The sequence below is a fragment of the Paenibacillus sp. JL3B1040 genome (assembly GCF_057063165.1).
This window is the reverse complement of the sequence record NZ_CM169317.1, coordinates 2,559,058-2,584,426: the sequence shown is the minus strand read 5'-3', so window position 1 is coordinate 2,584,426 and position 25,369 is coordinate 2,559,058. Positions and strand designations below refer to the sequence as shown.

General features: G+C 55.9%; 21 protein-coding genes. 9 read left to right on the top strand and 12 right to left on the bottom strand.

Translation table 11 applies throughout. The features are described from left to right. Positions 1-331 precede the first annotated feature (331 nt). On the top strand, positions 332-571 hold the full coding sequence (locus ACZF99_RS11545; RefSeq protein WP_483611890.1) for a hypothetical protein: 240 nt from the start codon (positions 332-334) through the stop codon (positions 569-571). A gap of 79 nt (positions 572-650) precedes the next feature. Here the strand turns inward: ACZF99_RS11545 and ACZF99_RS11540 are convergent, their stop codons facing one another. Continuing rightward, complete coding sequence (locus ACZF99_RS11540) at positions 651-1,868, bottom strand: MFS transporter (protein ID WP_483611888.1); 1,218 nt, start codon at positions 1,866-1,868, stop codon at positions 651-653. A gap of 225 nt (positions 1,869-2,093) precedes the next feature. Here ACZF99_RS11540 and ACZF99_RS11535 point away from each other — a divergent pair, with 225 nt between their 5' ends. Beyond that, positions 2,094-2,873: an alpha/beta hydrolase gene (locus ACZF99_RS11535; protein WP_483611886.1), complete on the top strand. Its 780-nt coding sequence runs from the start codon at positions 2,094-2,096 to the stop codon at positions 2,871-2,873. 60 nt (positions 2,874-2,933) lie between these two features. Here ACZF99_RS11535 and rsgA read toward each other — a convergent pair whose 3' ends face one another. The 3 genes from rsgA to ACZF99_RS11520 form a co-directional block, all read right to left on the bottom strand. Further along, entirely contained in the window at positions 2,934-4,028 is a 1,095-nt protein-coding gene (rsgA, locus tag ACZF99_RS11530; RefSeq protein WP_483611884.1) for a ribosome small subunit-dependent GTPase A, read from the bottom strand. A gap of 485 nt (positions 4,029-4,513) precedes the next feature. Further along, positions 4,514-5,224, bottom strand: a complete 711-nt coding sequence (locus ACZF99_RS11525; protein WP_483611882.1) for an HAD family hydrolase — start codon at positions 5,222-5,224, stop codon at positions 4,514-4,516. A 110-nt stretch (positions 5,225-5,334) separates the two neighbouring features. Next, entirely contained in the window at positions 5,335-5,802 is a 468-nt protein-coding gene (locus ACZF99_RS11520; protein WP_483611880.1) for a DUF3939 domain-containing protein, read from the bottom strand. Positions 5,803-6,026: 224 nt separating this feature from the next. Between ACZF99_RS11520 and ACZF99_RS11515 the strand changes: the two genes are divergently transcribed. Continuing rightward, entirely contained in the window at positions 6,027-7,019 is a 993-nt protein-coding gene (locus ACZF99_RS11515; RefSeq protein WP_483611879.1) for a YpdA family putative bacillithiol disulfide reductase, read from the top strand. A gap of 39 nt (positions 7,020-7,058) precedes the next feature. Continuing rightward, a complete protein-coding gene (locus ACZF99_RS11510; protein ID WP_483611877.1) occupies positions 7,059-7,511 on the top strand; it encodes a DUF441 domain-containing protein in 453 nt (150 codons plus the stop codon). A 1,176-nt stretch (positions 7,512-8,687) separates the two neighbouring features. Here the strand turns inward: ACZF99_RS11510 and ACZF99_RS11505 are convergent. Together ACZF99_RS11505 and ACZF99_RS11500 are read right to left on the bottom strand one after the other, a co-directional pair. Next, on the bottom strand, positions 8,688-10,469 hold the full coding sequence (locus tag ACZF99_RS11505) for an ABC transporter ATP-binding protein (RefSeq protein ID WP_483611875.1): 1,782 nt from the start codon (positions 10,467-10,469) through the stop codon (positions 8,688-8,690). Positions 10,470-10,513: 44 nt separating this feature from the next. Further along, entirely contained in the window at positions 10,514-11,527 is a 1,014-nt protein-coding gene (locus tag ACZF99_RS11500) for a phosphotransferase family protein (protein ID WP_483611873.1), read from the bottom strand. A gap of 84 nt (positions 11,528-11,611) precedes the next feature. Here ACZF99_RS11500 and ACZF99_RS11495 point away from each other — a divergent pair, with 84 nt between their 5' ends. After that, the gene (locus ACZF99_RS11495; RefSeq protein ID WP_483611871.1) at positions 11,612-12,115 is read left to right on the top strand and encodes an ADP-heptose synthase; all 504 of its coding nucleotides are present in this window, start codon (positions 11,612-11,614) and stop codon (positions 12,113-12,115) included. 126 nt (positions 12,116-12,241) lie between these two features. On the opposite strand, the gene ACZF99_RS11490 is transcribed toward ACZF99_RS11495, so the two are convergent. Continuing rightward, a complete protein-coding gene (locus tag ACZF99_RS11490; RefSeq protein WP_483611869.1) occupies positions 12,242-12,544 on the bottom strand; it encodes a HesB/YadR/YfhF family protein in 303 nt (100 codons plus the stop codon). A 717-nt stretch (positions 12,545-13,261) separates the two neighbouring features. Between ACZF99_RS11490 and ACZF99_RS11485 the strand changes: the two genes are divergently transcribed. Continuing rightward, entirely contained in the window at positions 13,262-15,019 is a 1,758-nt protein-coding gene (locus ACZF99_RS11485) for an ABC transporter ATP-binding protein (RefSeq protein WP_483611867.1), read from the top strand. 4 nt (positions 15,020-15,023) lie between these two features. Beyond that, positions 15,024-17,096 carry an ABC transporter ATP-binding protein gene (locus tag ACZF99_RS11480; RefSeq protein WP_483611865.1) on the top strand — a complete coding sequence of 691 codons (2,073 nt, stop codon included), beginning with the start codon at positions 15,024-15,026 and terminating at the stop codon, positions 17,094-17,096. Positions 17,097-17,223: 127 nt separating this feature from the next. Here ACZF99_RS11480 and ACZF99_RS11475 read toward each other — a convergent pair whose 3' ends face one another. Next, positions 17,224-18,240 (bottom strand): CobW family GTP-binding protein, encoded by a 1,017-nt coding sequence (locus tag ACZF99_RS11475; RefSeq protein ID WP_483611863.1) that lies wholly within the window; start codon positions 18,238-18,240, stop codon positions 17,224-17,226. A gap of 158 nt (positions 18,241-18,398) precedes the next feature. Between ACZF99_RS11475 and ACZF99_RS11470 the strand changes: the two genes are divergently transcribed. Further along, positions 18,399-18,911: a MogA/MoaB family molybdenum cofactor biosynthesis protein gene (locus tag ACZF99_RS11470; protein ID WP_483611861.1), complete on the top strand. Its 513-nt coding sequence runs from the start codon at positions 18,399-18,401 to the stop codon at positions 18,909-18,911. 77 nt (positions 18,912-18,988) lie between these two features. Here ACZF99_RS11470 and ACZF99_RS11465 read toward each other — a convergent pair whose 3' ends face one another. From ACZF99_RS11465 to ACZF99_RS11450, 4 genes are all read right to left on the bottom strand, one after another. Further along, positions 18,989-19,528, bottom strand: a complete 540-nt coding sequence (locus tag ACZF99_RS11465; protein WP_483611859.1) for a hypothetical protein — start codon at positions 19,526-19,528, stop codon at positions 18,989-18,991. 89 nt (positions 19,529-19,617) lie between these two features. After that, complete coding sequence (locus tag ACZF99_RS11460) at positions 19,618-20,616, bottom strand: acrylyl-CoA reductase family protein (RefSeq protein WP_483611857.1); 999 nt, start codon at positions 20,614-20,616, stop codon at positions 19,618-19,620. A gap of 128 nt (positions 20,617-20,744) precedes the next feature. Then, entirely contained in the window at positions 20,745-23,051 is a 2,307-nt protein-coding gene (locus tag ACZF99_RS11455) for a thiamine pyrophosphate-dependent enzyme (protein WP_483611855.1), read from the bottom strand. 28 nt (positions 23,052-23,079) lie between these two features. Further along, positions 23,080-24,087, bottom strand: coding sequence for a 2-oxoacid:acceptor oxidoreductase family protein (locus ACZF99_RS11450; RefSeq protein ID WP_483611853.1), 1,008 nt, complete (start codon positions 24,085-24,087; stop codon positions 23,080-23,082). A 221-nt stretch (positions 24,088-24,308) separates the two neighbouring features. On the opposite strand from ACZF99_RS11450, the gene ACZF99_RS11445 reads away from it, so the two are divergent. Beyond that, entirely contained in the window at positions 24,309-25,211 is a 903-nt protein-coding gene (locus ACZF99_RS11445) for an SDR family oxidoreductase (RefSeq protein ID WP_483611851.1), read from the top strand. Positions 25,212-25,369 lie beyond the last annotated feature (158 nt).

The following is a 25,369-nucleotide window of genomic DNA, read 5'->3' as shown; positions in this document are numbered from 1 at the left end:
ACCTAACGGCCTGTACTAGTTCCGGCGATTCCATATCCCGCTTCCGATGCAGTAATCATACCACTATTCGTTTCCTCGATGCTCGGAAATTTTTGCCAATCTATTACATTGTACCCATAAAAATAGGAGGTGAAGCACAATTTTTCATAGAGGATGAAACTTTTTAATCCGGAGGTCCGTATTAGTTGTAAAAGATGGGCAAACGCGACTTCCGTCCCGTTTTTGCCCAATGTCATCAAACATTTATCTAAACATAATGTTTTCTTAATCTTTTTTTAAGTTTTCTATTCTACAATGTGTACTATGAAACCACTGTATAGAGGTGATTCCTATGAAAATCTTGATCAACTTCCAAGATAATCTGGTCCCGGTTTATTTCAACGTCGATAGCAAACAGCCTGTACAGCGCACTTTGAAATTGCTGACGAGCGCGCTCGAGTACAAATTCTATAACGGCAAGCAAGCCTTGAAGAAGTGCCTTGACTCCCTGATTAGCATTGAAATCGAGGGTTCCGAAGCGATCTTGCACAGCAAAAGCGAGTTTGACTCCCTTGCGCTTTCTCTCTACTAATTTACTCGCGTCTGTTAATAGAAAAAGCTCCGTGCTCCAGCTTATCGCTGAAAGCACGGAGCTTTTTTCATTTCATCTGTCATTTCGAATCGGAAAGTTCGTGTTCCTTCGAACGGCCGTTTCCGAACAGCGGTTTGAACCGGAGCGTCGCCGCCGTTAAAGCCAGCAGCACCCCGTTGAGGACAAACACCACCGGGATGGATATCCAGCCGCCCAGCGCCCCGCCGGCGATTGGTCCGACCATATTGCCGAGCTGGCTGGCGGACTGGTTCAAGCTGAACGCGCGCCCGCGAAACTCCGGCTTGGTGGACTGCACGATCAGGGCGTTCAAAGCCGGGAACACGGCGGCGAAGAACAAGCCGTAAACGAAGCGCAGCATCCCGAAGCCAACCAGGGAATGAAAGAAATGCTGCAGAATATTGCCAACCCCGCCGCCGATCAACCCGATCATCAGCGTATTGCGGTAGCCGATCCGCTCTCCGATCTTGCCCCAGAACGGCGCGGCGATCACTGTGGAGATCCCGACCGCCGAGAAAATAATACCCGAGCTGAACGATGCGTCGGAAGCCGAAGCGCCGAGGTCGAGCACATACAGCGACAGCAGCGGTTCCAGCACCATCACCGATGCCGTTACGATAAGCACGACATACAGCTTGCCCATCAGCGGCCGGTTGGCCGACGCTTCTTTGAGATCGTCCAGCACATGCGAACGCTCGCGATTGCGGTCGAAGTTCTGCTCCTTCACGAAGATCAAGGCGATCAGCGCCGAGATCAGCACAACGCAACCCGACGCCAAAAACGACTCGCGGTAGCCGATAAACTTGCTGAGCGAGCCGCCGACCAGCGGCCCGATGATGCCTCCAGCCGCTCCGGCCGTCGACATGATCCCGAGCGAGTAGCCGACATGCTTCTCCGGCGTATTGGTCGCGACCAGCGCGATGGCCGAAGGCACATAACCGGCCAAGAGACCGGATAAAATACGGACGGCGATCAGCTGATAAGGATCTTTGACGAAGAAGTAAAGGAGATACACCGCGCTTAAGGCGAACCCGGAACGAAGCAGCATCGGCTTCCGGCCATACTTGTCCGACAGCGATCCCCAGTAGGGAGAGATTAAGGCGCCGGCCAAAAAAGTGATGCCAAATGCAATCCCCGACCAAAGGGTCAAGTGCTCGGTCACACCGAGATCATGAGCGATAAACAAGGACATGAACGGGATGACCATGGAATACGCGGTGCTGCAAAAAAACACGCCAAGCCACAGCACGTACAGATTTCTTTTCCAGGGGAAATTCACTTGATCCACCCCCAGCGTTGTTACTTTCCAGCCCTGGAACTAACCCGTTCTTTCTATTTTAGCACGATTTCTTGTCAAGCGTTTGCAGGGAATTCCTAATTTCCGGGTTTTCGCGATATAATGGTCAGTGTAAAAAGCTTTGTTTATCCATTCCTGTGAACGCTTCGGCAAACGCTTTCATTTAAGCTCGACTGAAGCGTCATGAAGTAAAGGAGCATGAGCATTATGGCACTGTTTCAATGTCGTTTTTTCTCTGAAGTGTTGGGGCTGAGCACCTCGATGACCGTCATTTTGCCGGAACCCGCGCAATCGCAAATCGGCATGTCCGCCCCTGGGGTGGCCGGGCCGTATCCAACCCTCTATCTGCTGCACGGCATGTCGGACGACGACTCCATCTGGCTGCGCCGCACCTCCATCGAACGGTATGTCTCGGGCATGGGACTGGCCGTGGTGATGCCGCAGGTCGATCTAAGCTTCTATGCGGATATGGCTCACGGCAACCGGTACTGGACGTTCGTCAGCGAGGAGCTGCCGCTGCTTTGCCGCTCGTTCTTCCCGTTATCCGAGCGGCGTGAGGACACGTTCGTCGCCGGGTTGTCGATGGGCGGTTACGGCGCCTTCAAGCTGGCGCTGCGCAAGCCGGAAATGTTCGCCGCCGCCGCCAGCTTGTCGGGCGCGCTCGACATCGCGAGCAGACAGCAAGAGTTGTTGCCGCTGTTCCAGCGCATTTTCGGCGAATCCGGACCGCAGGGCACGGATAACGATCTGCTGACGCTGCTGGATCCGCTCGCCAAGGACATGCAGGAAGGCAAGCCGGTTCCCCGGTTGTACCAATGCTGCGGCACGGAGGATTTCCTGTACGAGGACAATCAGACGTTCCGCAAAGCGTGCGCCCGTGCCGGCCTGTCCCTCACCTATGAAGAAGGTCCGGGCTCGCACGAGTGGGGCTACTGGGATGCAAAAATCCAAGATGTGTTGAAGTGGCTGCCGCTGCAGCCGAAGTAAAGCAGTGAAAATAGCCGGCCAGGAGAAACTCCTGACCGGCTATTTTTGTGGGGGCGGGCGTTATTCCCAGTCGCTGGCATACCGCCTGCGCTGTTCGCCTTTGCCCCGCGGCTCGTGACGACCGGCTTTGCCCGACGTTGCGGCGCGCGCGGAGCGCTGGCGGGTTTGCTCTTTGGCCGCCTGAAACTTCAGCTCCCGCTGCGTTTTCAGATAGTTCTCGAACCGCCTGCGCTCAAGCTGGCCGTTTTGGAGCGCCTCCCTCACGGCGCAGCCCGCCTCGCGCTGGTGCCGGCAATCGCCGAAGCGGCATCCCTTCGCCAGCTCCTCGATGTCGCCAAACGCCTCGGACCAGCCGCCGTCGTCATCCCACAATTGCAGCTCGCGCATCCCCGGCGTATCGATCATGACCGCGCCTTGCGGCAACACGAACAGCTCGCGGTGCGTCGTCGTATGCCGCCCCCGGCTGTCGTCCTCGCGGATAGCCTGGGTCTTCTGCACGTCTTCCCCGGCCATCCAGTTTAGAATCGTCGACTTTCCGGCCCCCGAGGAGCCGGTCAGCGCGACGGTAACCCCCGGCTTCAACAAGGCGTCCACTTGCTCCCGGCCGAGATCCTCCAGAGCGCTGACCGCAATCACGGGTACGCCGGGGGCGACCGATTCCGCTTCGGCGACGTAACGCTCCGGCTCGTCGCACAGGTCGGCCTTGCTCAGCACGATAACCGGCGAAGCTCCGCTGTTCCAGGCCATGATCAGATAACGCTCCAACCGGCGAAGATTAAAATCCAGGTTCAGCGCGGCGACGAGAAACAGCAGATCGACATTGGCCGCTACGACTTGTTCGGTCGGCACCGAGCCGGCTGCACGCCGCGATATTCGACTGCTGCGCGGAAGCAAACCGTGAATGACGGCATCCCCGCCGGTTTCGCCAAGGAAGCGCAGCGCGACCCAGTCTCCAACCGCCGGGAACTCGCTTCGTTCGCCCAGGTCAAACTGCAAGCGGCCGCTCATTTCCGCCCAACCTTCTCCCCGCTCCGTGGCGACCCGATACTTGTGACCGTGATCGGCGATAATTCGCCCCGGCCGGACTTGCTCCAAACCCGATTCGCGAAACGCCTTCTCCCGCTCCGGGTTCCATCCTAATTCCTGTAAATTCAATGCCAGTTTCCTCCTTGGGCGTGATGCCCTTAAATAAATGGGTACGTGACCTTCCGACATTTTGACTTCCGTCTCCTTGGCGGTCTTTGGGCTTGCGGCTGCTGCGCCTTGCACGCAGCCGCAAAAAAGCCGCGGGACGTGATGACGGTCCCACGGCTTCAAAGCAGGGCATCGGGTATGAATCGGCTTTAATCCGGCGTCTCCTTGTCTAAAGACGCCCTGCCGTTTCATACCCGTGCCCGGATTCCCGCCGTCCCCTCAAGGGAACGGCGGACGCAAAAAAAGCCGCGGGGCGTGATAACGGTCCCACGGCTTCGCGCTGCTTGCTCATGAATCGAATCCACTTCCGCGATTCGAGTGAGATGCAGCGCTTTATTTTCCCGCCAAGGAGACCGTATTTACGCGCACTTCAAATACCTTCACCATAAATAACAGCCTCCTTCATAAGAATTTGTACACATCATAATGGATGACGGCGGACTTTGTCAATCCTTTCCTGTCCCGCACGGCTCCAATTCGTATTGTTCCAGCAGCGCCGGGATTTCATTCAGCTCGGAAATCGTCCGCCAGGGTCTGCCGCCTTCCAGCGTTTCGTCCCAGTCATGCTTGCGCCGCAGCCAAATGCCGCGCATCCCGGACTGCGCCGCTCCCCAGATATCGTTGCGGGGATGATCGCCGACGATTAACGCCTCTTCCGGCAAGGCGCCGAGCCGATCCAGCGCCAGATCGTAAATCCGCGGATCCGGCTTGCGGATCTCCACGTCTCCGGACACGACGATCGCATCGAAAAACCGGCGCAGGCCCAGCAAATCGATTTTGGCATGCTGCAAACGGCTGTACCCGTTCGTGATGATCCCGAGCCGAAGTCCCTTCTCACGGCAGGCCTGCAGGGTATCCTCCGCATAATCCATCGCTTTCGCATGAGTCATATAATGTCGGTCATAATATGCCTTCAGTTCCTCCAGCGTCGTCTCCTTCTCCCAAGGCAGCCAATCGATCAGCTCCTGAAAGAAGCCTTCCTTCGGCCGGTACCCATCCCGATCGCGTTCGATCATTTCGGCAACCAGCGCTTCCCGGCGCGTCTCTTCCATCGGCACCAGGCACTCCCGCACCAATTGCGATGCGAAACTGCGAAACGTGTGGTCGCGATCCATCAATGTGTTATCCAGGTCAAACAATACGGCTTTCAGTTGCAATCCGGTTTCCCCACTTTCCCCAGTTGTCTCTCTCTATTGTAAAACAACCTGTCAAATGAAAAACGCACCCCCGGCTCCCCGGAAATGCGCTTCTTGCGTCAGATTATGCATTAGATCACTTGTTTGGGACGATGGGTCAGCATCATCTCTTGATCGGTCATGTACAGCGGAAACGGCGGCAGCTCCTTCAAATAATGCTCCCGCATCAACAAGCGGCAATCGACCTCCATCTGGCGCGAGTCATTCAGCACCGGAAGCTTGCCTTGCTCCTCGACATAGTTATCCACGGCGGCTTGCACCAGATCCAGATAGTACGGGATTTCGCGTTCTTCTTCCGCAAATATTTCATAGGTCTCCCTCGACAAGAAAAAGCGTTGATCGGTAATCCCGCCCAAATACCGCGACAGGCGTTTCATATCCAGGCTTCCGTCCGGCAGAAGCAGCGATAGCCGGTTAATGCCGTCGGGCATGTCGGCCTCGTAACGCAGCACGGCGCGTCGAACTTCGTCCAATGTAACCTGGATGGCAGCGGGGACAAAGGCACGGGCAGGCTTGCGTTTTTTAAACCAAGATAGCATGTTCGGCACCTCCCCTATTTCCTTCAAATTTTAGGTAACCGCTTACACTACTAGTGTACTCTAAAAATCCGGGTTTGAACCTTCGAAAACGAAGTTGTCATAGGATTGCCACAACCTTCGTCCCCGGCTTACGTTAGCGGATGGTTGGCAATTCCCGGTCATTTGCGGTAGGATGGAAGTGTTTTGAAAAATCGTTTGAATTCTATGTCATTTAGGAGGTTCCCATGCTGGATGTCATCATCATCGGAGCAGGGCCATGCGGTCTGTCGGCAGCCATCGAATGCCAGCGTCGCGGACTGCAGGTGCTCGTTCTGGAGAAACATTGCCTTGTTCATTCCATCTATTCCTACCCGACTTATATGCAGTTTTTCAGTACGGCAGAGCTGCTGGAAATCGGGGATGTGCCGTTTGCGTCGGCAAACGATAAGCCTTACCGCCATGAGGCACTGGCCTATTACCGCAAAGTCAGCGATCATTATGGCGTCCCCGTGTCGGCCTATGAGGAAGCGAACGAAGTTGCGCCGCAGCCGGACGGCACGTTTGTCGTTCGCTCGGTGAAGCGCGGCGGCGAGCCGGCGTCATACCAGGCCAGACATGTCATCATCTCGACGGGGTATTTCGATCACCCCAATATTTTAGGAATTCCGGGAGAAAATACCGACAAGGTGACGCATTATTTTCAGGAGGCCCATCCGTATACCGGAACGAAGGTCGCGATCATCGGGGGCAGCAACTCCGCGGTGGATGCGGCGCTGGAACTGGTGCGCGTGAACGCCGAGGTCACCGTCGTGTATCGCGGCGAGGATCTGTCCGGGAACATCAAGCCATGGGTGCGGCCGTTGTTCGAAAGCGCGGTGAGCAAAGGCAAAATTGCCCTGCGCCTAAACTCGCGGGTGGTCGAAATCCTGCCCGCCCGCGTGGTGATTGAAGCGGCTGGCGGAGAAACGTCGGAGCTGGCCAACGATTTCGTCCTGGCGTTGACCGGGTTCCGTCCCGACCGCAAGCTGCTGTTCTCCGCCGGGGTCGAAATGGCCGGCGATATGGAGAAGCCGGTGTTCAATCCGGAGACGATGGAGACGAACGTGCCCGGGCTGTATGTCGCGGGGGTGATCGCGTCCGGACGCAACGCCAACGAGGTTTTCATCGAAACCGGGCGCGGCCACGGCAAGCTGATTGCCGAGCATATTCTAGGCTCGAGGGCTACTCGCAAAGAATAACAATCTAACGCTAACGGATTTCACCGCAGGAGGTGGATCATGAATCAAATTGACGTGACGGCCCTGCTGCTTCTGCTGCTGGCTGCGCTTGGCATCTTTAGCAATAACATGCCGATTACGGTGGCGATGATCGTGTTGCTGCTGCTTCGCGTGCTGCATCTGCACACGACCTTCCCCTGGCTGGAGAAATACGGCCTGACACTTGGCATCATCATTCTCACCATCGGGGTGATGACGCCCGTCGCCAGCGGAAAAATCTCCATCCAGACGTTATGGGCTTCCTTTTTCCACTGGAAGTCCCTGCTCGCCATCGGCGTCGGTATGCTCGTTGCCTGGCTGGGCGGCCGCGGCGCGACCCTGATGGGCAACCAGCCGACCATCGTCGCCGGTCTTTTGATCGGGACGGTGCTGGGCGTCGCCTTCTTCCGCGGCGTCCCCGTCGGCCCGCTGATCGCCGCCGGCATTTTGTCGCTGGTGATCGGGAAGCTGTAGCGGCAAAAAAAGGTTGTTCTGCCGGCAAAAGTTTGCCGGTGTGAACAACCTTTTTTTGATCTGCCGACAAGGTTTGCCGGGGAGAACAACCTTTTTGATGGTGAGCTGGTCCCGGACGCAGCCTTCACTTTTCCCTGCTCTGCCCTGCTCTGTCCTGCCCTGCTCAATAGCGTTACTTTTTCACCTTATTTCCTCTCCATCGCCGGATTTGAGCGAAATAGAGTGAATTTATCACCTTATGTTACTCTAACTACCCGCATTTCGCCCATTCTCCGAGCAATAGTGTTACTTTTTCACCTTATTTCCTCTCCATCGCCGGATTTGAGCGAAATAGAGTGAATCCATCACCTTATGTTACTCCAACTACCCGCATTTCGCCCATTCTCCGAGCAATAGTGTTACTTTTTCACCTTATTTCCTCTCCATCGCCGGATTTGAGCGAAATAGAGTGAATCCATCACCTTATGTTACTCTAACTGCCCGCATTTCGCCCATTCTCCGAGCAATAGCGTTACTTTTTCACCTTATTTCCTCTCCTTCGCCGGATTTGAGCGAAATAGAGTGAATCCATCACCTTATGTTACTCTAACTGCCCGCATTTCGCCCATTCTCCGAGCAATAGCGTTACTTTTTCACCTTATTTCCTCTCCTTCGCCGAATTTGAGCGAAATAGAGTGATTCTATCACCTTATGTTACTCCAAATGCCCGCATTTCGCCCATTCTCCGAGCAATAGCGTTACTTTTTCACCTTATTTCCTCTCCTTCGCCGAATTTGAGCGAAATAGAGTGATTCTATCACCTTATGTTACTCCAAATGCCCGCATTTCGCCCAATCACCGAGCAATAGCGTTACTTTTTCACCTTATTCCCTCACCTTCGCCGAATTTGAGCGAAGTAGAGTGATTCTATCACCTTATGTTACTCCAACTACCCGCATTTCGCCCAATCTCCGAGCAATAGCGTTACTTTTTCACCTTATTTCCTCTCCATCGCCGGATTTGAGCGAAATAGAGTGAATTTATCACCTTATGTTACTCCAACTGCCCGCATTTCCCTCCACCTCCGAGCAATAGCGTTACTTGTTTACCTTAATTAGCCCCCTAGAGGGCTGAAATCAGCAAAATAAGGTGATTTAATCACGTTATTTAGGCTGGCTGCGGGATCATTGGCATGGATCATTCGACCTCTCTCGGCTCCCCGCTCTCCGCCGGGCCTAAGTGCTGGATGCTGTACAGCTGCGCGTACACGCCGTCCGGGATCGCCATCAGCTCATCGTGCGTGCCGCGCTCGGCGATTTCGCCGTTCTTCAGAACGATGATCTGGTCGGCGTGGGTGATCGTCGACAGGCGGTGCGCCACGATCAGCGTCGTGCGGGCGCGCGCCAGTTGCTGCAGCGACTGCTGGATCAGGTGCTCCGACTCCAGGTCGAGCGCGGACGTCGCCTCGTCGAGCACGAGGATCGGCGGGTCCTTCAAGAAGACGCGGGCGATGGCGATCCGCTGCTTCTGCCCGCCGGACAGCTTGACGCCGCGCTCCCCGACCTCGGTGTCGTAGCCCTGCGGCAGCCGCATGATGAAATCATGCGCATTCGCCGCGCGGGCCGCCTCGATCACCGCCGCCTCGTCCGCGTCCGGCCGGCCGAACAGAATGTTGTCGCGCACGCTGCCGCTAAACAGGAAATTGTCCTGCAGCACCATACCGATCCGGCTGCGCAAGCTTTCCATCGTCCACTCGCGGACGTCCCGGCCGCCCACCGTCAACGTTCCCCGCTGAACGTCGTAGAACCGCGGAATCAGCCCGACCAGCGATGACTTCCCGCCGCCGCTCATACCGACGAACGCGACCGTTTGGCCGGGATTTACCTCGAGCGAGATGTTTCTGAGCACCCAGTCGCCGTCTTCCCGATACTTGAACCACACGTCCCGGAACGCCACCCCGTGGCTACCCTGCGGCAGCACGGCCGCATCCGGCTTATCGGTCATGTCGTACGGCTCCTCCAGCAGCTCCAGCACCCGCTCCCAGGAAGCCGAAGCCTGCGTCAACGTCGTCGATGAGTTAATCAACCGGCGCAACGGGGCGTATAACCGGTCGAGATAGCCGAAGAAGGCTACAAACGTCCCCAGGGTCAAATCCCCGTAAATCACCTGGTAACCGCCGTACCCGATCACGAGCAGCGGCGCAATGTCAGTCAGCGTGTTGATGATCGCAAACGTCCACGCGTTCCAGCGGCTGTGGGCCAGCGCTTTTTGCAAAAATCGGCCGTTGGTGCCTTCGAACTTCTTCCGGTCGTGCCGCTCCAAGGCAAAGCTGCGGATGACCGAGATGCCCTGAATGCGTTCATGCAAATAAGCCTGAATGCCGGCGAGCGCCGCCGAGCGGTCTTTGGTCAGCTTCTTCAAGCGCTTGTACAGCACTTTCACCGCGATCGCATACAAAGGGAAAATCGCGATCGACACGAGCGTCAACCAAGGATTCAAATAAAACATAAAGCCCAGCACAAACACCAGTGTAAACATGTCCAGCCAGACGTTCATCATGCCGACCTCGACGATGTTCTTCGTTTGTTCGGCATCATTAATGAAGCGGGAAATGATCTCCCCCACCTTCGTGTTTTGGTAATACCGTAGCGACAACCGCTGCAGGTGGCCATACAGCTTGTTGCGCAAATCGAACAAAATCCGCGCTGTGATCCGTTGGGCGAAATACTGCCGCGCATATTCCACGGGCCCCCGAACGATCACGAACAGAAACAACGTGGCCCCGAGTACGATCATGAGCTGCGAAACCTTTTGTTCCAGCTCCATCCCGCCGTTCAGCAAGATATCGTCCACCACGTATTTCTGCACCAGCGGCAGCAGAGACGGTATGCCGAATTTCAGCATCCCGATCAATAAAGTAAGCAGAATCCATTTCGTATAAGGCCGAACGAACGTCAAATAGGCTTTCCAATGTTTCAAGTCGCGAGCACATCCTCTAATTGTTTCTTCCCCGTCCGCTCGGATCAGTCCAGCTTTCGGGCCAAACTCTCGGCATATTCGTCCAAGCGGCGGGCGATCAACTCCGGCGTTAGAGCGTCAAGCCCCAAATCCGGCCACCCCTGGTACACTTCCGGCGGCCCCGGCAGCATTTCGATCAGGCATAGCATATCCCAATAAGGAGCGTTCGCATCGCTTCCGCCCTGCCGGGCAACAGACAGATAGCCGTCCAAAAAGGCATCCGCCGCCGCCACGCCGTACATCTGCGCGAGATTCAACCGGCAATGGCCGGTATCGATTCCGGCCGGGCCCATGCAGGCGTTCACCCAATCCACTACGCCGCTGACTTGCCCGTCCCGCCATAGCACGTTCGTCGGATGATAATCGCGGTGAATGAACTGCGGCCGGAAGGGGGGAGGCGGTCCTTGAACGCGGTCGATGATTCTCCGCCACGCTTCGGGAACGCAGGTCCACTCCGGCACGGTCAATCGGGATACCTCGTTATAGGTAAAATAGCTCCACCCGATCGGCGGAACTTCAGCCGCGTGAAGCTCCGCCAGCGTCCGGGCGAGCCCGTTCAGCCAACCCGGCAGATCCGCCGGATCCAGCACGACCCGGCCGGGAAGCCGGGACATCAGCACGGACGGCAAGCCGCAGGCGCTGCCGTCCGGATCGCAGGCGAGCCAGCGCGGCGACGGCAGTCCCGCCGCGCCGGCCGCCTGCAGCGCCGCCGTCTCGTGCCAAGCGAGCTCCGGCTCTTCCCGCAGCCACTCCGTATTGGTAAATTGTCTGAGCACCGCTTCGTGGCAGGTATCCCCCTGTTTTATTTTTAACCCGTAAACCGCCGATGAGATGCCGCCTTTCAGGGACACCGCCGAGACAACCTCGGCGTCTTGTTCCTCCCGTGTTTCGACCCAGCGCAGCGTTTCATGCGAGAGTCCGGCATAATTGTTCTCCATGCGCCTATTATTCATTTCCCGTCCGTCCCCCTTTCCGTAGATAAACGCCGATTTTCGTGCGGTAAAGCTGAATTTATCCATCGGTTGTGGTATACTCCTTAATAAATTGAGTTGTCATATGCTTTGGGACAGCTACGAGTAACTGGCCGTTTTAGGAGGATGACCATGTCACGCCGATTTGTGATCGAAGCCGTGATGGTGGCGATATATGGTGAATTGCTGGTGCCGGGTGCGCCCGTAGAATATATTGTACCTTACACCACCGTCATGGAGCTTTATGAATTTCAGAACAGTCCGGAGCCGCTCATGAACGACCCCGTCGACGATATGCACGTGAAGCAGAAAATCAGCGAATTGATCGCTTATCTCGAAGAACCGCTGAACCGCAAAAAACTGGAACGGGCGTTGACCGTACCTTGGTCCAAGAGCCCTTCGATCCTGTTCGGCGATCATGTGACCTGGACCGTGGTCAACGCGGTGGACAACGAACAATACGGCGAGTTTCTCGATCCGATCGAAACGGAAATCGCCCTGACCGCCCAGCGGGAGAACGTGCCGATCCTGACCGATCAGCTTGAACTGATCCGGCGGATCATTGAGGCGGAGGTGCCGGTGCAGGTCTACGATATCGGCGATTTTGAATTTGCGATGGAAGACAGCATCATTTGACCCTTTGACGGTTGTCGGGCCCACGCCCGTCCGTCCCATCCAACAAAGGAAAAGGCCCGTATAGGATGACGGGCCTTTTTGGATTCTATCGATGTAACGATGTCGCGGTACGCCTCTCGCCTAGGCTCAATTGGGAGCCTCAGCCTCATATTCGTATTCGATGTCACCCCGTTGCTGATCATAAGACACATTGAGGTGGTACCCGTCAAGATACCACATATCTTGGTCTTCCATGTAGAACGTGATGCCCCCCACTTCCGCTTTGATGCCCGGCGACACGGGTTGATCGATATCGATTCCGAGCGAAAATCCCGGATGCAGCTTGCCCCCCGCGCTGTAGCGCGCAAAGAAGCGCACCGCCTGCCCCGCTTCAAGTCCGAGCTCCTGCTTGAACCAATCCGCAGCCTCGTTACTTACGTGAATCATCATGGATTCCCTCCTCTTATTACGCGAACCTTGAGCTAACGGAACGTAGAGACCTTATTTATCCGCAATTCCGGTGTTTTAGCCGCTAACGGAACTAGAAGACTTTATATCGAACTTATGCGGCTATTTCGCTGCCATATGACTCATTAAGGCCTCTGGAATCCGTTAGAATGGGAAATAAGCGGGAAATCGACAAATAAGGTTTTTCCGTTCCGTTACGCCTAAACTTTTAGTTTTATTGTAGACGAAACCGGCCCAAAAGCCAAACCTTTGTTCGATACGACAAGGGGGGATTAGATAGCTACTGAAAAAAATAACGTTTGACATCCTCTTTAAAGCGGTGCTAAAATCGGGAACATACGAGATCGCTTTTCAAGTAATTACCAAATCATAAGAAAGGGTGAGCACGGTGTTGGAAATCAAATTTATGGTTACGCATTACGATGCGCATCGCATCAAACAATTGAATACCGGAGCAACCCCTGCAGGCTTGGATGAATCTATGCGCTGACCGCCCCCTTAGCTTTATAAAGGGTATAAGCGATATCATACACGCGAAGGTTGCTTGCTATATAAGTAACGAACGCGACATATGTTATGGTTTCAAGGCATATCGTTTTCGGACGGTATGCTTTTTTTGCGGTTTTTTGCAGGTTTAGCACACTTGTAGAGGTTTTCCGGCAAGCCACGCAATCGGAATTCAAAGGAGGAAACCCCATCATGTTTTCGGTTTTAAAAAATTTGGGCTGGTTTTTCAAGCGCGAGAAAAGGCGCTATATCATCGGTTTGTTCCTGCTCATTTTCGTGGGTATCGTGGAGCTGGCTCCGCCGCGGCTGCTCGGCAGCGCGATCGATGAAATCGTGGCCGGCACGGTCACTTGGGCTTCATTAACTCAATATATATTGCTGATCATTGGCGTATTGATCTTCATCTACCTCATTACGTACATATGGATGCATTCCCTGTTCGGAGGTTCGAACCTCGTCGAGCGGCTGCTGCGGACCCGGTTCATGAGTCATCTGCTGCGGATGACGCCGCCGTTCTTCGAGCGGAGCCGTACCGGCGACCTGATGGCCCGGGCGACGAACGATTTGCGGTCGGTCGCCCAGACCGCCGGCTTCGGGATGCTGACGCTGACCGATTCGACGGCGTACCTCACGGTGATTTTCCTGGCGATGAGCACGCTGATCAGTTGGAAGCTGACGCTGGCTGCGATCATCCCGCTCCCTTTTATCGCTCTGGCGATGAAAATATACGGAAAGATCATTCATGAACGCTACACGCTGGCGCAGGATGCCTTCGGGGATATGAACGACCAGGTGCTGGAGTCGGTTGCCGGAATCCGCGTCATTCGCGCCTATGTCCAAGAACGCCATGACGAACAACGTTTTGCGGATATAACGGAGGACGTTTATAAGAAAAATCTGGCCGTTGCCAAAGTCGACGCTTATTTCGAGCCGACGATCCGCTTATGCGTTGGACTTAGTTATGCGATAGGGCTCACCTACGGCATTTATCTCGTCTTTCATAATGAACTTACCCTGGGCGATCTCGTATCTTTCAATATGTACCTGGGGATGATGATTTGGCCGATGTTTGCGATCGGCGAGCTGATCAACATCATGCAGCGCGGCGGCGCTTCGCTGGACCGTGTGAACGAAACGCTCAACGAGAAGCCGGACGTCGAAGACGTTCCGAACCCGATCCCGGTCGAAACGCCGGAGACGATCGAGTTCAAGGACGTTACGTTCCGTTATCCGACTTCGACCATCCATAATCTCGAGCATATCGACTTGACGATTAAACGCGGCGAAACGCTGGGGATCGTCGGGCGCACCGGCAGCGGCAAATCCACCCTGCTAAAGCAGCTGCTGCACGAATATCCGGTGGGAAGCGGCGAGCTGACCATCTCCGGCGTGCCGATTCAGCAAATTGCGCTGGACCGGCTGCACGGCTGGATCGGATATGTGCCGCAGGAGCAAATCCTGTTCTCCAAGACGGTGCGGCAAAACATTCAATTCGGCTGCCCCGGCGCATCCGACGAGAAAATTCTCGAGGCGATCCGAACGGCGGCCTTCGACCAGGACCTCGGCACGTTATCCGACGGACTGGATACGCTCGTCGGCGAGAGAGGCGTCGCCCTTTCCGGCGGCCAGAAGCAGCGGGTTTCGCTGGCCCGGGCGTTTATCGCCGACCCGGAACTCTTGATTCTCGACGACGCCTTGTCTGCCGTCGACGCCCGGACCGAGGCGCGGATCATCGAAAACATCCGCAGCCAGCGCTCCGGCAAAACGACGCTGATTTCCACGCACCGCCTGTCCGCCATTGAACATGCGGATTGGATCGTTGTACTGGAAAAAGGCAGGATCATCGAAGAAGGTACCCATGAAACGCTGCTGCAGCTAGGCGGCTGGTACCGTGAACAATACGAACGTCAGCAGGTGGAATCGAACCTGACCGACGGGGAGGTGTCTTAATACGATGCACACCCATACGGGAAAAGCACTTTTCAAATACGCCTTAACGGCGAAAAAAACGTTTATCCTCGCGCTCGTCATGCTGGCGATCGGCGTGGCCGCCGAGCTGGCCGGCCCGTTTATCGCCCGCTCGATGATCGACGATCATATGCTCGCGATCGAGCAGCCGTTTAACGAAACGACGGTGAAAGACAAATATACCGCCTCCTACGACGGGCGCAACTTTAAACGAGGCGACCGCTTCGCGGAAGGCGAAGCCAAAGGCGCCGAAGTCCGCGTGCTGCAAGTCGGCAAAAGCTTCGTATTCGTGGAGGCGGCCGTCCCGGATGTCTCCGGCGACCGCAGCTTCGCGGACGGCGTCCTGACCCTCACCGGAAAGGACGGCGCAAGCCGCGAATATCCGGCACAGAAACTTAGCGCAGCGGATCTGTTCGCTTTTTACAAACCTGAAGTACCTGGCATTATGTCGCTCATCATCTGGTATCTCGTGTTCCTGGCCGTGTCCATCGTGATGGAATTCGGCAAAACCTATTGGCTGCAGTCTTCGGCCAACCAGGTCATCCGCAAGCTGCGCATGGACGTTTACGCCCATATTCAGCGGCTGCCGGTGCATTTTTTCGATAATCTGCCGGCCGGGAAAGTCGTCTCCCGCGTCACCAACGACACGGAGGCGGTCAAGGAGCTGTTTATCGCCGTGCTGGCGAACTTCTTCTCCGGGATCATCAATATGCTGGGCGTATACGTCGCCTTGTTTATCCTTGACATGCGGCTCGGGCTCATCTGCTTGTTCGTCGTCCCGATCATTTACCTGTGGGTCGTGCTCTACCGCAAGTTCGCAACGAAATACAACACGATCATCCGCTCGCGGTTAAGCGAGATTAACGCTATCATCAACGAATCGATCCAGGGGATGTCGATCATCCGGATTTTCCGCCGCGAGTCGCAAACCAAGGAAGAGTTCGAGAATCTGAACAACGACTACATGAAGCACCAGAACAAAATGCTGAACCTGAACGCTTTCACCTCGCACAATCTGGTCAATGTGATCCGCAATCTGGCGTTTGCCGCCGTGCTCTGGTATTTCGGCTCGGCGCAGCTTGACGGCACAAGCGCGATTTCGCTTGGCGTGCTATACGCTTTCGTCGACGTGCTTGGCCGGCTGTTCCAGCCGATTACGGGGATGGTCAATCAGTTGGCGGCCCTCGATTCCTCGATGGTATCCGCCGGACGGGTGTTCGCGCTCATGGACGAACCGGGCGAGGACGTCGTTGACGGTTCGATGCCGCGCTACAAAGGGAATGTGGAATTTAAGGACGTCTCGTTCGCCTACAAGAAGGATTACGTGCTGAAAAATATCTCCTTCGAGGCGAAGCAAGGCCAGACGGTTGCGCTGGTCGGACATACGGGCTCCGGCAAAAGCTCGATCATCAACCTGCTGTTCCGGTTCTACGATCCGCAAAAAGGCACGATCACGATCGACGGCCAACCGGTGACGGAGCTGCCCAAGCAGTGGATCCGCCGGCATATGGGAATCGTGCTGCAGGATCCGTACCTGTTCACCGGGACGATCCTGTCGAACGTGACGCTCGGCGACGAGCGCATCTCCCGAGAGACGGCGGAGAAAGCGCTGATCGACGTCGGCGCGGACCGGATCTTGGCCCATTTGCCGAAAGGCATGGACGAACCGGTCGTGGAAAAGGGCAGCACGTTGTCTGCCGGCGAACGTCAGCTGATTTCCTTCGCTCGGGCGTTGGCATTCGACCCGGCGATTCTGATCCTCGATGAGGCGACAGCCAACATCGACACGGAAACCGAAGCGTTGATTCAGTCCGCGCTGGAAGTGCTGAAACGCGGCCGGACGACGTTTATCATCGCCCACCGGCTGTCTACGATCCGCAGCGCTGATCAGATCCTCGTGCTGCATCGCGGCGAAATCGTCGAACGCGGCACGCACGACGAGCTGCTGGCGCTGGGCGGCCGATACTATCAGATGTACCGGCTGCAGTTGGGGGCCGCTGACGTTCCGGCCGCTCCCGGCGCCGGGCCGGCCGTGTCGCCGGTAGCCAATCCAAGCTAATGCCGGATAAGAAAAACAACCGTTCCTTTAAGTTAAGGACGGTTGTTTTTTTGCATTAAGGCAGACGCTTGATTTCCACCCGATACTGGCCGGTGACGTACATTTCCCGGGGGTGGATCTTTTTTCTCTACATCGGTTGTTTACTCTCCAGCGCCTCGAGTCGCCGGGAGATCTCCCGTTTATCGAAATGCTCGCCGATAAACACAGCTACGTCAGGAACGTCCCCCTGCGGCGTGATTTTCAGATAATCGGCTTCCCGGTAGGCGTATTGGAACAGGAAACGGCTGGCCGTATCGGCAAACCGCAAAACGCCTTTGCCGCGGTAGACTTCCCGAGGCAATTCAGCGATAAAGCGCTCGAAGTCTCCGCTGTCTACCGGCCCGCCGAAATAGTGCGTGTACACGGTGACATGCTCATGCAATGCATGAACGTGACCGTGATCCTGGTGGTGATCATCACCAATATCACGGTGATGATGTTCATGATCATGTCTATACTCATCAGAATCATGAGCTTGCTTATGAACAGCTTCGCTGTATTGTTCCGCTGCCGGCTTCCATAGAACCGATACATCCACATCGCACTTCACCGCCGGGATCATCCGCGCGTAAGGGTTCGTACGGTGTAGGAACTCCGCCATTTCCCGCTGACGATCGGGTTCGAGCAGGTCGATTTTATTCAAGATCAGCACGGAGCCGCAGCGGATTTGCTCCATCATAAGCCGGTACGTCTTTCCCCGCTGCGACGCGTGCAAATCGGCCAGATGGGCGGCATCGACGACCGTCACCATCGGCTTGATGTCCAATTCGAGATACAGCGACACCTCGGTTACCGCATCGAAAATTTCCATCGGATTGCCCGCGCCCGTCGCTTCGATCACAATCAAATCCGGCTTCTCCCCTTCGATCAGTTCTGCCATCTGCACGCTTAGGTCGCCGCGAATCGTGCAGCAAATGCAGCCGCCCAGCATTTCGGCCATCGGCACCTCGCTAGATACGAGCAAGCCATCGAGGTTCACTTCCCCGATCTCGTTCATGATCACGGCCGGACGAAGCCCCTGCTCCCGCCAGTGACGAATCAGCCGCTGGAGCAGCGTCGTTTTCCCGCTTCCCAAAAAACCGGACAATATATAAACAGGCGTCATCCCGATTTCCACCTCATCTCCTACAGATCTAAAACATAATGCATACGAATGCGAGTTTACACCAACCTTACAACACATGCAACCCCATTTTCCCGCACCGCCCGGGTCGGTCAAACATGATACAATGGATATACATCCAAAGAAAGGGAGCGAACCTGATGAGATCCGTCGATGAACACCGGATGGAAGCGCCGGACGAGGTATCCTGCCTCGTAATCACCGTCTCCGATACCCGAACGGAAGAGAACGATACCAGCGGCCGGCTGATTCAAGAGCTGCTTCGGCAGAACGGGTATCACGTTGCACGCTATACTATTGTAAAAGACGATTATGACGGCATCCGCCAACTGCTGCGGGAGGCGGCCTCGGACCGTACGATCGAAGTCGTCCTGTTAAGCGGCGGCACCGGTATCGCACCGCGTGACACCACTTATGAAGCGGTCCGAAGCTTGCTCAATAAGGAGATGCCGGGTTTCGGGGAAATTTTCCGTTACCTGAGCTTTACCGAGGATATCGGCTCGGCCGCCATCCTCAGCCGCGCGATCGCCGGGACGATCAGCAACATGGCCGTTTTCTCCATGCCCGGCTCGCAGGGCGCCGTCAAACTGGCGATGGAGCGGATCATCCTTCCCGAACTGCGTCATGTCATGCGCGAAATCTACAAGAAATAACAACGCGAAAAAACCAACCGCTCCCGTCCTTGAACAAAGGGAGCGGTTGGTTTTTTATCGGCAAGCTAGGTCGCGCCTTACTCCGGACGATCGTTCATTTGTTCCAGCAACCGGCCAAATACCGCCTGCATTTCCTCTCGGTATTGGCTGTCCTTCTGTGCGTTCGAAGCATAGACCAAAGCGGTGTTGTCCTTGACCGAGATCACGGAAGCTTGACCGGCGGTCGAGTTGGCCGCAATCTCTTGTTTGCCGTCCCCGGTTCCGTAAATCTCGGCGATTTCGCGAACTCGATCCTGCTCGCTGGGAAACACGTGTACGATAATGAAATGTCTCGCATCCCCGTTAATAAAATAACTGTAGCTAATATTCCCGTCCAGCCCTTCGGCATAGGTTTCATGAGTCAATCGGATCCCCCGCTGCGCGCATTCCGCTTTCAGCGCTTGCAGCATCGCCGTGTTCAACGTCGTCCCGCTCGTCAATTGGCGTTCGTTCCCCTGCCGGTAGCTTTGCATATTGTATTTGCTCATCTCATCCTTGGCTACCCGCTGCAGATTACCGCAACCTGTTGTTAACGACAGCGCCAATGCCGCGCCCAATCCAACCTTCCACCATTTCATTGGCATCCCATCCTTTACCTAAGCTTGTAAGCCCGATGTGGCCGATGGTGTTAGGTTGTCTCAAGATTCGCCAATTTATACCAGACGGATCAGTTGAGCAACGAGATGACCTGGCGCCCGACGGCTTTCCCGGCCAATACGGTATTCAAGGCTTCCGGTAGCCGCTCCAGCGGATACTCGGTTACTCCCGCATTCAGCGCCCGCTCCGGCTTCCATTCGCCGGCCAGAAGCTGCCAAAGCCGCTCCCGAAGCGGTCCTGGACAAAATACGGAATCGATGCCCAACAGATTGACACCACGCAAAATAAACGGATATACGGAAGTCTCGATCCCGCCGCCGCCGGTCAACCCCGACAAAGCAACGGACCCGCCGTACCGTACCGATTTGAGCAGATCGGCGGTCATCGCGCCGCCCACCGGGTCGACGATCGCCGCCCACCGCTCCATGCCAAGCGCGCCTTTGGCTCCTGAAGCCGCTTCCTCGCGGGAGAGGACTTCAGCGGCACCAAACGCCATCAGCTTCTCCCGCGCCTCCGGCTTCCCGGTAACGGCGGTGACCTCAAAGCCGAGCTGGCTGAGAATCGCGACAGCCATGCTGCCGACGCCGCCGGTGGCGCCGAGGACGAGCACGGGACCTTGCCCGGGCACCAGTCCGTTATCCAGCAGACGACGCACCGACAGCGCTGCCGTAAACCCGGCCGTCCCGATCGCCATCGCTTCCCGGGGCGTGAGACCTTCCGGCAGCGCTACCAACCAATCGCCCGGCACGCGAGCGACCTCGGCGAACCCGCCCTCATGCGTTACACCCAAGCCGTAGCCGGTGCACAGTACCCGGTCTCCGGGCCGGAACCGTTCGTCGCGGGAAGCCGTGACCTCTCCGGCCAAATCAATGCCTGGGATAAACGGGTAGGTCTTAACGATTTTTCCCTCCGGAATGCTCGCCAATCCGTCTTTATAATTGACGCTGGAATAATGCACCTTGACGGTGACGTCCGCGTCAGGAAGCGCCGAAACGTCCAGGCGCTCGACCCCCGACCGGAATCCGGACTCGTCCTGATGCACGCGGAACGCGCGAATTAACTGATCCATACTGCTAACTCTCCTTCACTTGCTTATTTTCTACTTAACGAAAAAAGCGGCCATATGCCGCTTCCTTCGGTTTTATTAAAAGCTTCAAATAAAGGTTCAAAAAGTCGGCTTTTCAGCACCGAACTTCCTTACAAGTAGGGATTTTCATGCTTGGCCTGCAGCACCTTCCAGCGGCGCTCGACCTCCTGCTCGAATTCCGCCAAAGCCTCTGCGTTTTCCGGCTTCGTCAAATGGCGGGTCTTGCCCATCGTCTTCAGCCAATCCGTCAGCGGAATGCGGTTGCCCTTCTCTTCCGGATTATAGGTAATCGTCGTTTGTCCATGCTCCACCTCGTACAGCGGGAAGAAGCAGGAGTTGACGGCCGCGTCGATGATGTTGGTGCCCTGATCGTCCGGCGAAATCCAGTTAAGCGGACAAGCGATCAATATTTTACCATAAACCAGGCCTTCGTTTTGCGCGTACCACTGGGCTTTGGCCGCTTTTTTCACCAAATCCTGCGGATAAGCCTCACTGCCCGTGAAAACGTAAGGGATGTTCGTCGCTGCCATGATTTGCGGCGTGTCTTTGTGCTGGAACGCTTTGCCTTTTTGCACCTTGCCGATGTTCGACGTGGACGTACGGTGACCCAGAGGGGTCGAATACGACAACTGCGCCCCGGTGTTCATGTATCCCTCATTATCGTACTCGATAATGATCATTTTATGACCCCGCAGCGCGGCGCCAATCGCCGGCCCCATGCCGATGTCCATCCCGCCGTCGCCGGTCACCATCACGAACGTGAAATCGTCCTGGAGGCCAAGCTCGTCAAGCTCGCCGCGGCGTTTTCTTTCCCAGAACATTTCCACGACGCCGGACAAGGTAGCCGCTCCGTTCTGGAACAGATTATGGATGTACGTCGCTTTATGGGACGAATACGGATAACCGGTCGTCACGACCATTGCGCAGCCTGTATGGAACAGGGCGACGATATCGCCTTCAATCCCTTTGAAAAACAGCTCCAGACCGGAGAAAATCCCGCAGCCCGGACAAGCGCCGTGTCCCGGTGCAATCCGCTTCGGCTTCTTGGTCAAGGCGCGCAGCGGCGGAATGCGCACGCCCAGCTTCCCGGTTTCTTCATTCTTGGTGACCGTAATCAAGCCGGTCTTCAAATCTTCGAATTTGAGCGGATTCAAAACCCGCTTCGGTGTTTTCTCCGGATCGCCCGGCGTGTGGCCGTAGTAATCGAACGGCACTTCCACCCGGCCCGCCTTTGCCGCGTCGATCGCCAATTGGAACAAATGATGCCCGTCCTCGGCATAAAACTCCTTGCCGCCGAGCCCATAAATCCGGCTGATCACCTGCGTGGTATGGTTGCCGTGCGTAAACAGCGCAGCCTTAATCTCGTTAACCATGTTGCCGCCATAAGCGCCGTAGGAATCGCCGCGGTCACCGACCGTAATCGCCTTGACGTTCTTCAACGCCTCGGCGATTTGCTTCTGCGGGAACGGGCGGATCATGTTCGGCGCGATCGAGCCGGCTTTGATGCCTTGGCGGCGCAGATCGTCGACGACATCCTTGATGATTTCGGAGGCCGAGTTCATCAGGAAGACCGCGACCTCGGCGTCTTCCATCCGATAGAGGTCGAGCATCGGATATTCTCGGCCGGTCAACTCCGCATATTCGCCGGCAATGCGTGCAAATACACGTTCCGCATTATACATCGCCACGGACTGCTGGTAGCAGTTGTTGATGTAGTCCGGCTCGTTCATGTAAGGGCCGACCGTAATCGGATGGTTGCGGTCGAGCGTATGCGGGAAATTGCCCGGTGGCCGTTCGCCGACAAACTTCAGGACGTCTTCCTGGTTGGCAAAGGTGTGCACGCGCCGTTTCTGGTGGGACGTAAAATACCCGTCGGAGGCCACCAGGACGGGAAGCCGGACTTCCGGGTCCTCGGCCAGCTTGATCGCCATCAGGTTCATATCGTAAACCGCTTGCGGATCGCGGCACATCAGGATCGGCCAGCCGGTATTGAGCGCAAAATACAAGTCCGAATGATCGCCGTGAATGTCCAGCGGCCCGGAGATGGAGCGGCAAACGAGGTTCATGACCATCGGGAACCGCGTCCCCGATTGCACCGGCATCTGCTCCAGCATGTACAAGTACCCTTGAGCGCTGGTCGCGTTGAACACCCGGCCGCCGGCGGTGGATGCGCCGTAGCAAATACCGGCCGAGCTATGCTCGCCGTCCGACGGAATCAGCTTGATGTCATGCTGGCCGTTCGCTTTCATCAAATCGAGGAATTGCGCCACCTCGGTGGAGGGGGAGATCGGAAAATACCCCATAATATGATAATTGATCTGGCTGGCCGCGTAGGCCGCCATTTCATTCCCTGATTCATAGACGACACGCTGCTCGACCGTGCCCGAGCGGCGTTCTTTTTCCAAATCGATCGCCATTGTTCTTAATACCACCTTTCCCGCTTCATTAGCGAATCGCCAAATCGAACAGATGCGGCACGCGATGTTCCTCCGCATACCCTTCTTCTTCCCGCTCCCCGGACAACGCGTCGGTCGGGCAAGCGTGGATGCATTTCAAACAACCTTTGCAATATTGGTAATCGATACCGGTCAGGAACATTTGCGGCCGGCCCTTCTTGTCGGGACGTTCTTCCCAAACGAAGCAATTGTCCGGGCAGACATTGTCGCACTGAGCGCAGTGAATGCAAGATTCTTCCTTGAAATGCGGCATCATCCCGGAACGGGAAATGCTGAGGTCCTTCAGAATGCTGTTGCCCGGATTGACGATGAGCCCGCCGATCGGCTGGGTTTCATAGCCAAGCACCGGCGTATCAGCCCGGACGAAAGCCGGCATGCTGACGCCCTCCGGCAACGCAAACGTTTCAAATGCGACTTCATTGTAGCCCCGTTCGAACGTCGCCAAGGCCGGGGCCACGGTTTGCGGATACTTCTTCTCCAGCGATTTGCGGATGACGTCCTTCATCGTTTCCGGATCGAGGAACGGGCATAGCCGGAACAACGCACCGAGCATTGCCATATTCACCCGGTTTTTCTCATCGAGCGCAATGCCGGTCGCATCGATAACCGCAATCGTGCCGCCGATCAGCTTCATTTTCTCCTTGAGCTCCTGCGGAGTTTTGCGCGAATTGACCAGCACGGTGCTGTCTTCATAAATGCCGCTGATCACGTTGACCGTCTTGGCCAGCGCCTCCTGAAAAATCCCCACGATATGCGGGCGTTCCACCGGCGACGTATCGCGGATCGGCGTGTTCAGATCGCAGAAGCGGATATGCGCCTTGACCGGCGATCCTTTTTTCTCCGAACCGTAAGAAGAAAAGCTGACCCCATTCAGTCCGGCTCCTTCAACCCCGGCCTCGGCCAGCATTTTTCCCGCCAGGTTCGCCCCCAGCCCCCCGATGGATTCCAATCGAATTTCAAAAAATCCCAGCTCGTTTAATTTCGGTAATTGTACCACGCGCTTGACTCCCTTCTTCGCAAATGCGAGTTCATCACGACGTAAATGAGTGCAAAACATCACACAAAAGCATATCTTTCTTAATTTTAAAATTTATCATAGATGCGATGTGACTTATGTAACAAAAGTCATATAGACATTCTTGATTTGGGCGAATGCACCTGCCGGATTGGAAAAGAATACTATATCTTGAAAACAAGAAACCAGGAGGATCAAAAACCATGATTCCCATGTACCCTTATTACGGCTCGAAAACGGTATGCCGCGAGCAGCCGCTGACGTTTCCGCCCCAGCACCAACCAAGGCAGCCCGGTTTGGAGACGCTGATGGTACCGCCCCCGATCTCGGAAAATCCCGGCTACGTCGGCAGCGGCAAGCTGAAAGACAAAGTCGCGATCATCACCGGCGGCGACAGCGGTATCGGCCGGGCTGCGGCCATCGCCTTCGCCAAGGAAGGCGCGGATCTGGCCATCGTTTATTTCGATGAACATCAGGACGCGCAAGCGACAAAGCGGCGGGTCGAGGAACTCGGCCGGCGCTGCCTGCTGATTCCCGGCGATCTGCGGCAGGAGGCATTCTCCAAACAGGTGGTGGAGCATACGCTGCATTATTTCGGAAAACTCGATGTTTTGGTATTGAATCAGGCCGTTCAATTTCCCCAATCCCAAGGCATCGAAGCCATTTCCAGCGAGCAGTTGCATCAAACCTATGCCACCAACATTTTCCCGCACTTCTACATGACCCGGGCGGCCTTGCCTTATTTGAAGCCCGGCAGCACGATCATCAGCACCGCTTCGATTACCGCTTACGCCGGAGCACCGCTGCTGATCGATTATTCCTCCACCAAAGGCGCAATCGTCTCTTTTACCCGCTCTCTGGCGCTGTCGCTCGTCGACCGGGGTATTCGCGTCAATGCCGTAGCGCCCGGACCGATCTGGACCCCGCTCATCCCTTCCAGCTATTCCGCGGAATACGTCTCCACGTTTGGCCTGGAAACGCCGATGAAGCGGGCCGGCCAGCCGTTCGAGTTAGCTCCGGTGTACGTGTTCCTGGCCTCCGACGACTCCAGCTTCGTGACCGGACAGACGATTCACGTGAACGGCGGAGCGATGATAACGAGCTAACGCAATATGAGTCCTCCGGTGTACTTGTCGAATCCGGCGGCCGATCCGCCGATTTATAGCGCTTTTTGCGCTTTCCCGAGAAATATTTTTATTTCCGCGCATAAAAAGATCGCTCCGCCGAATACGGCGAGAAGCGATCTTTTCGTCTTTCGGGACGA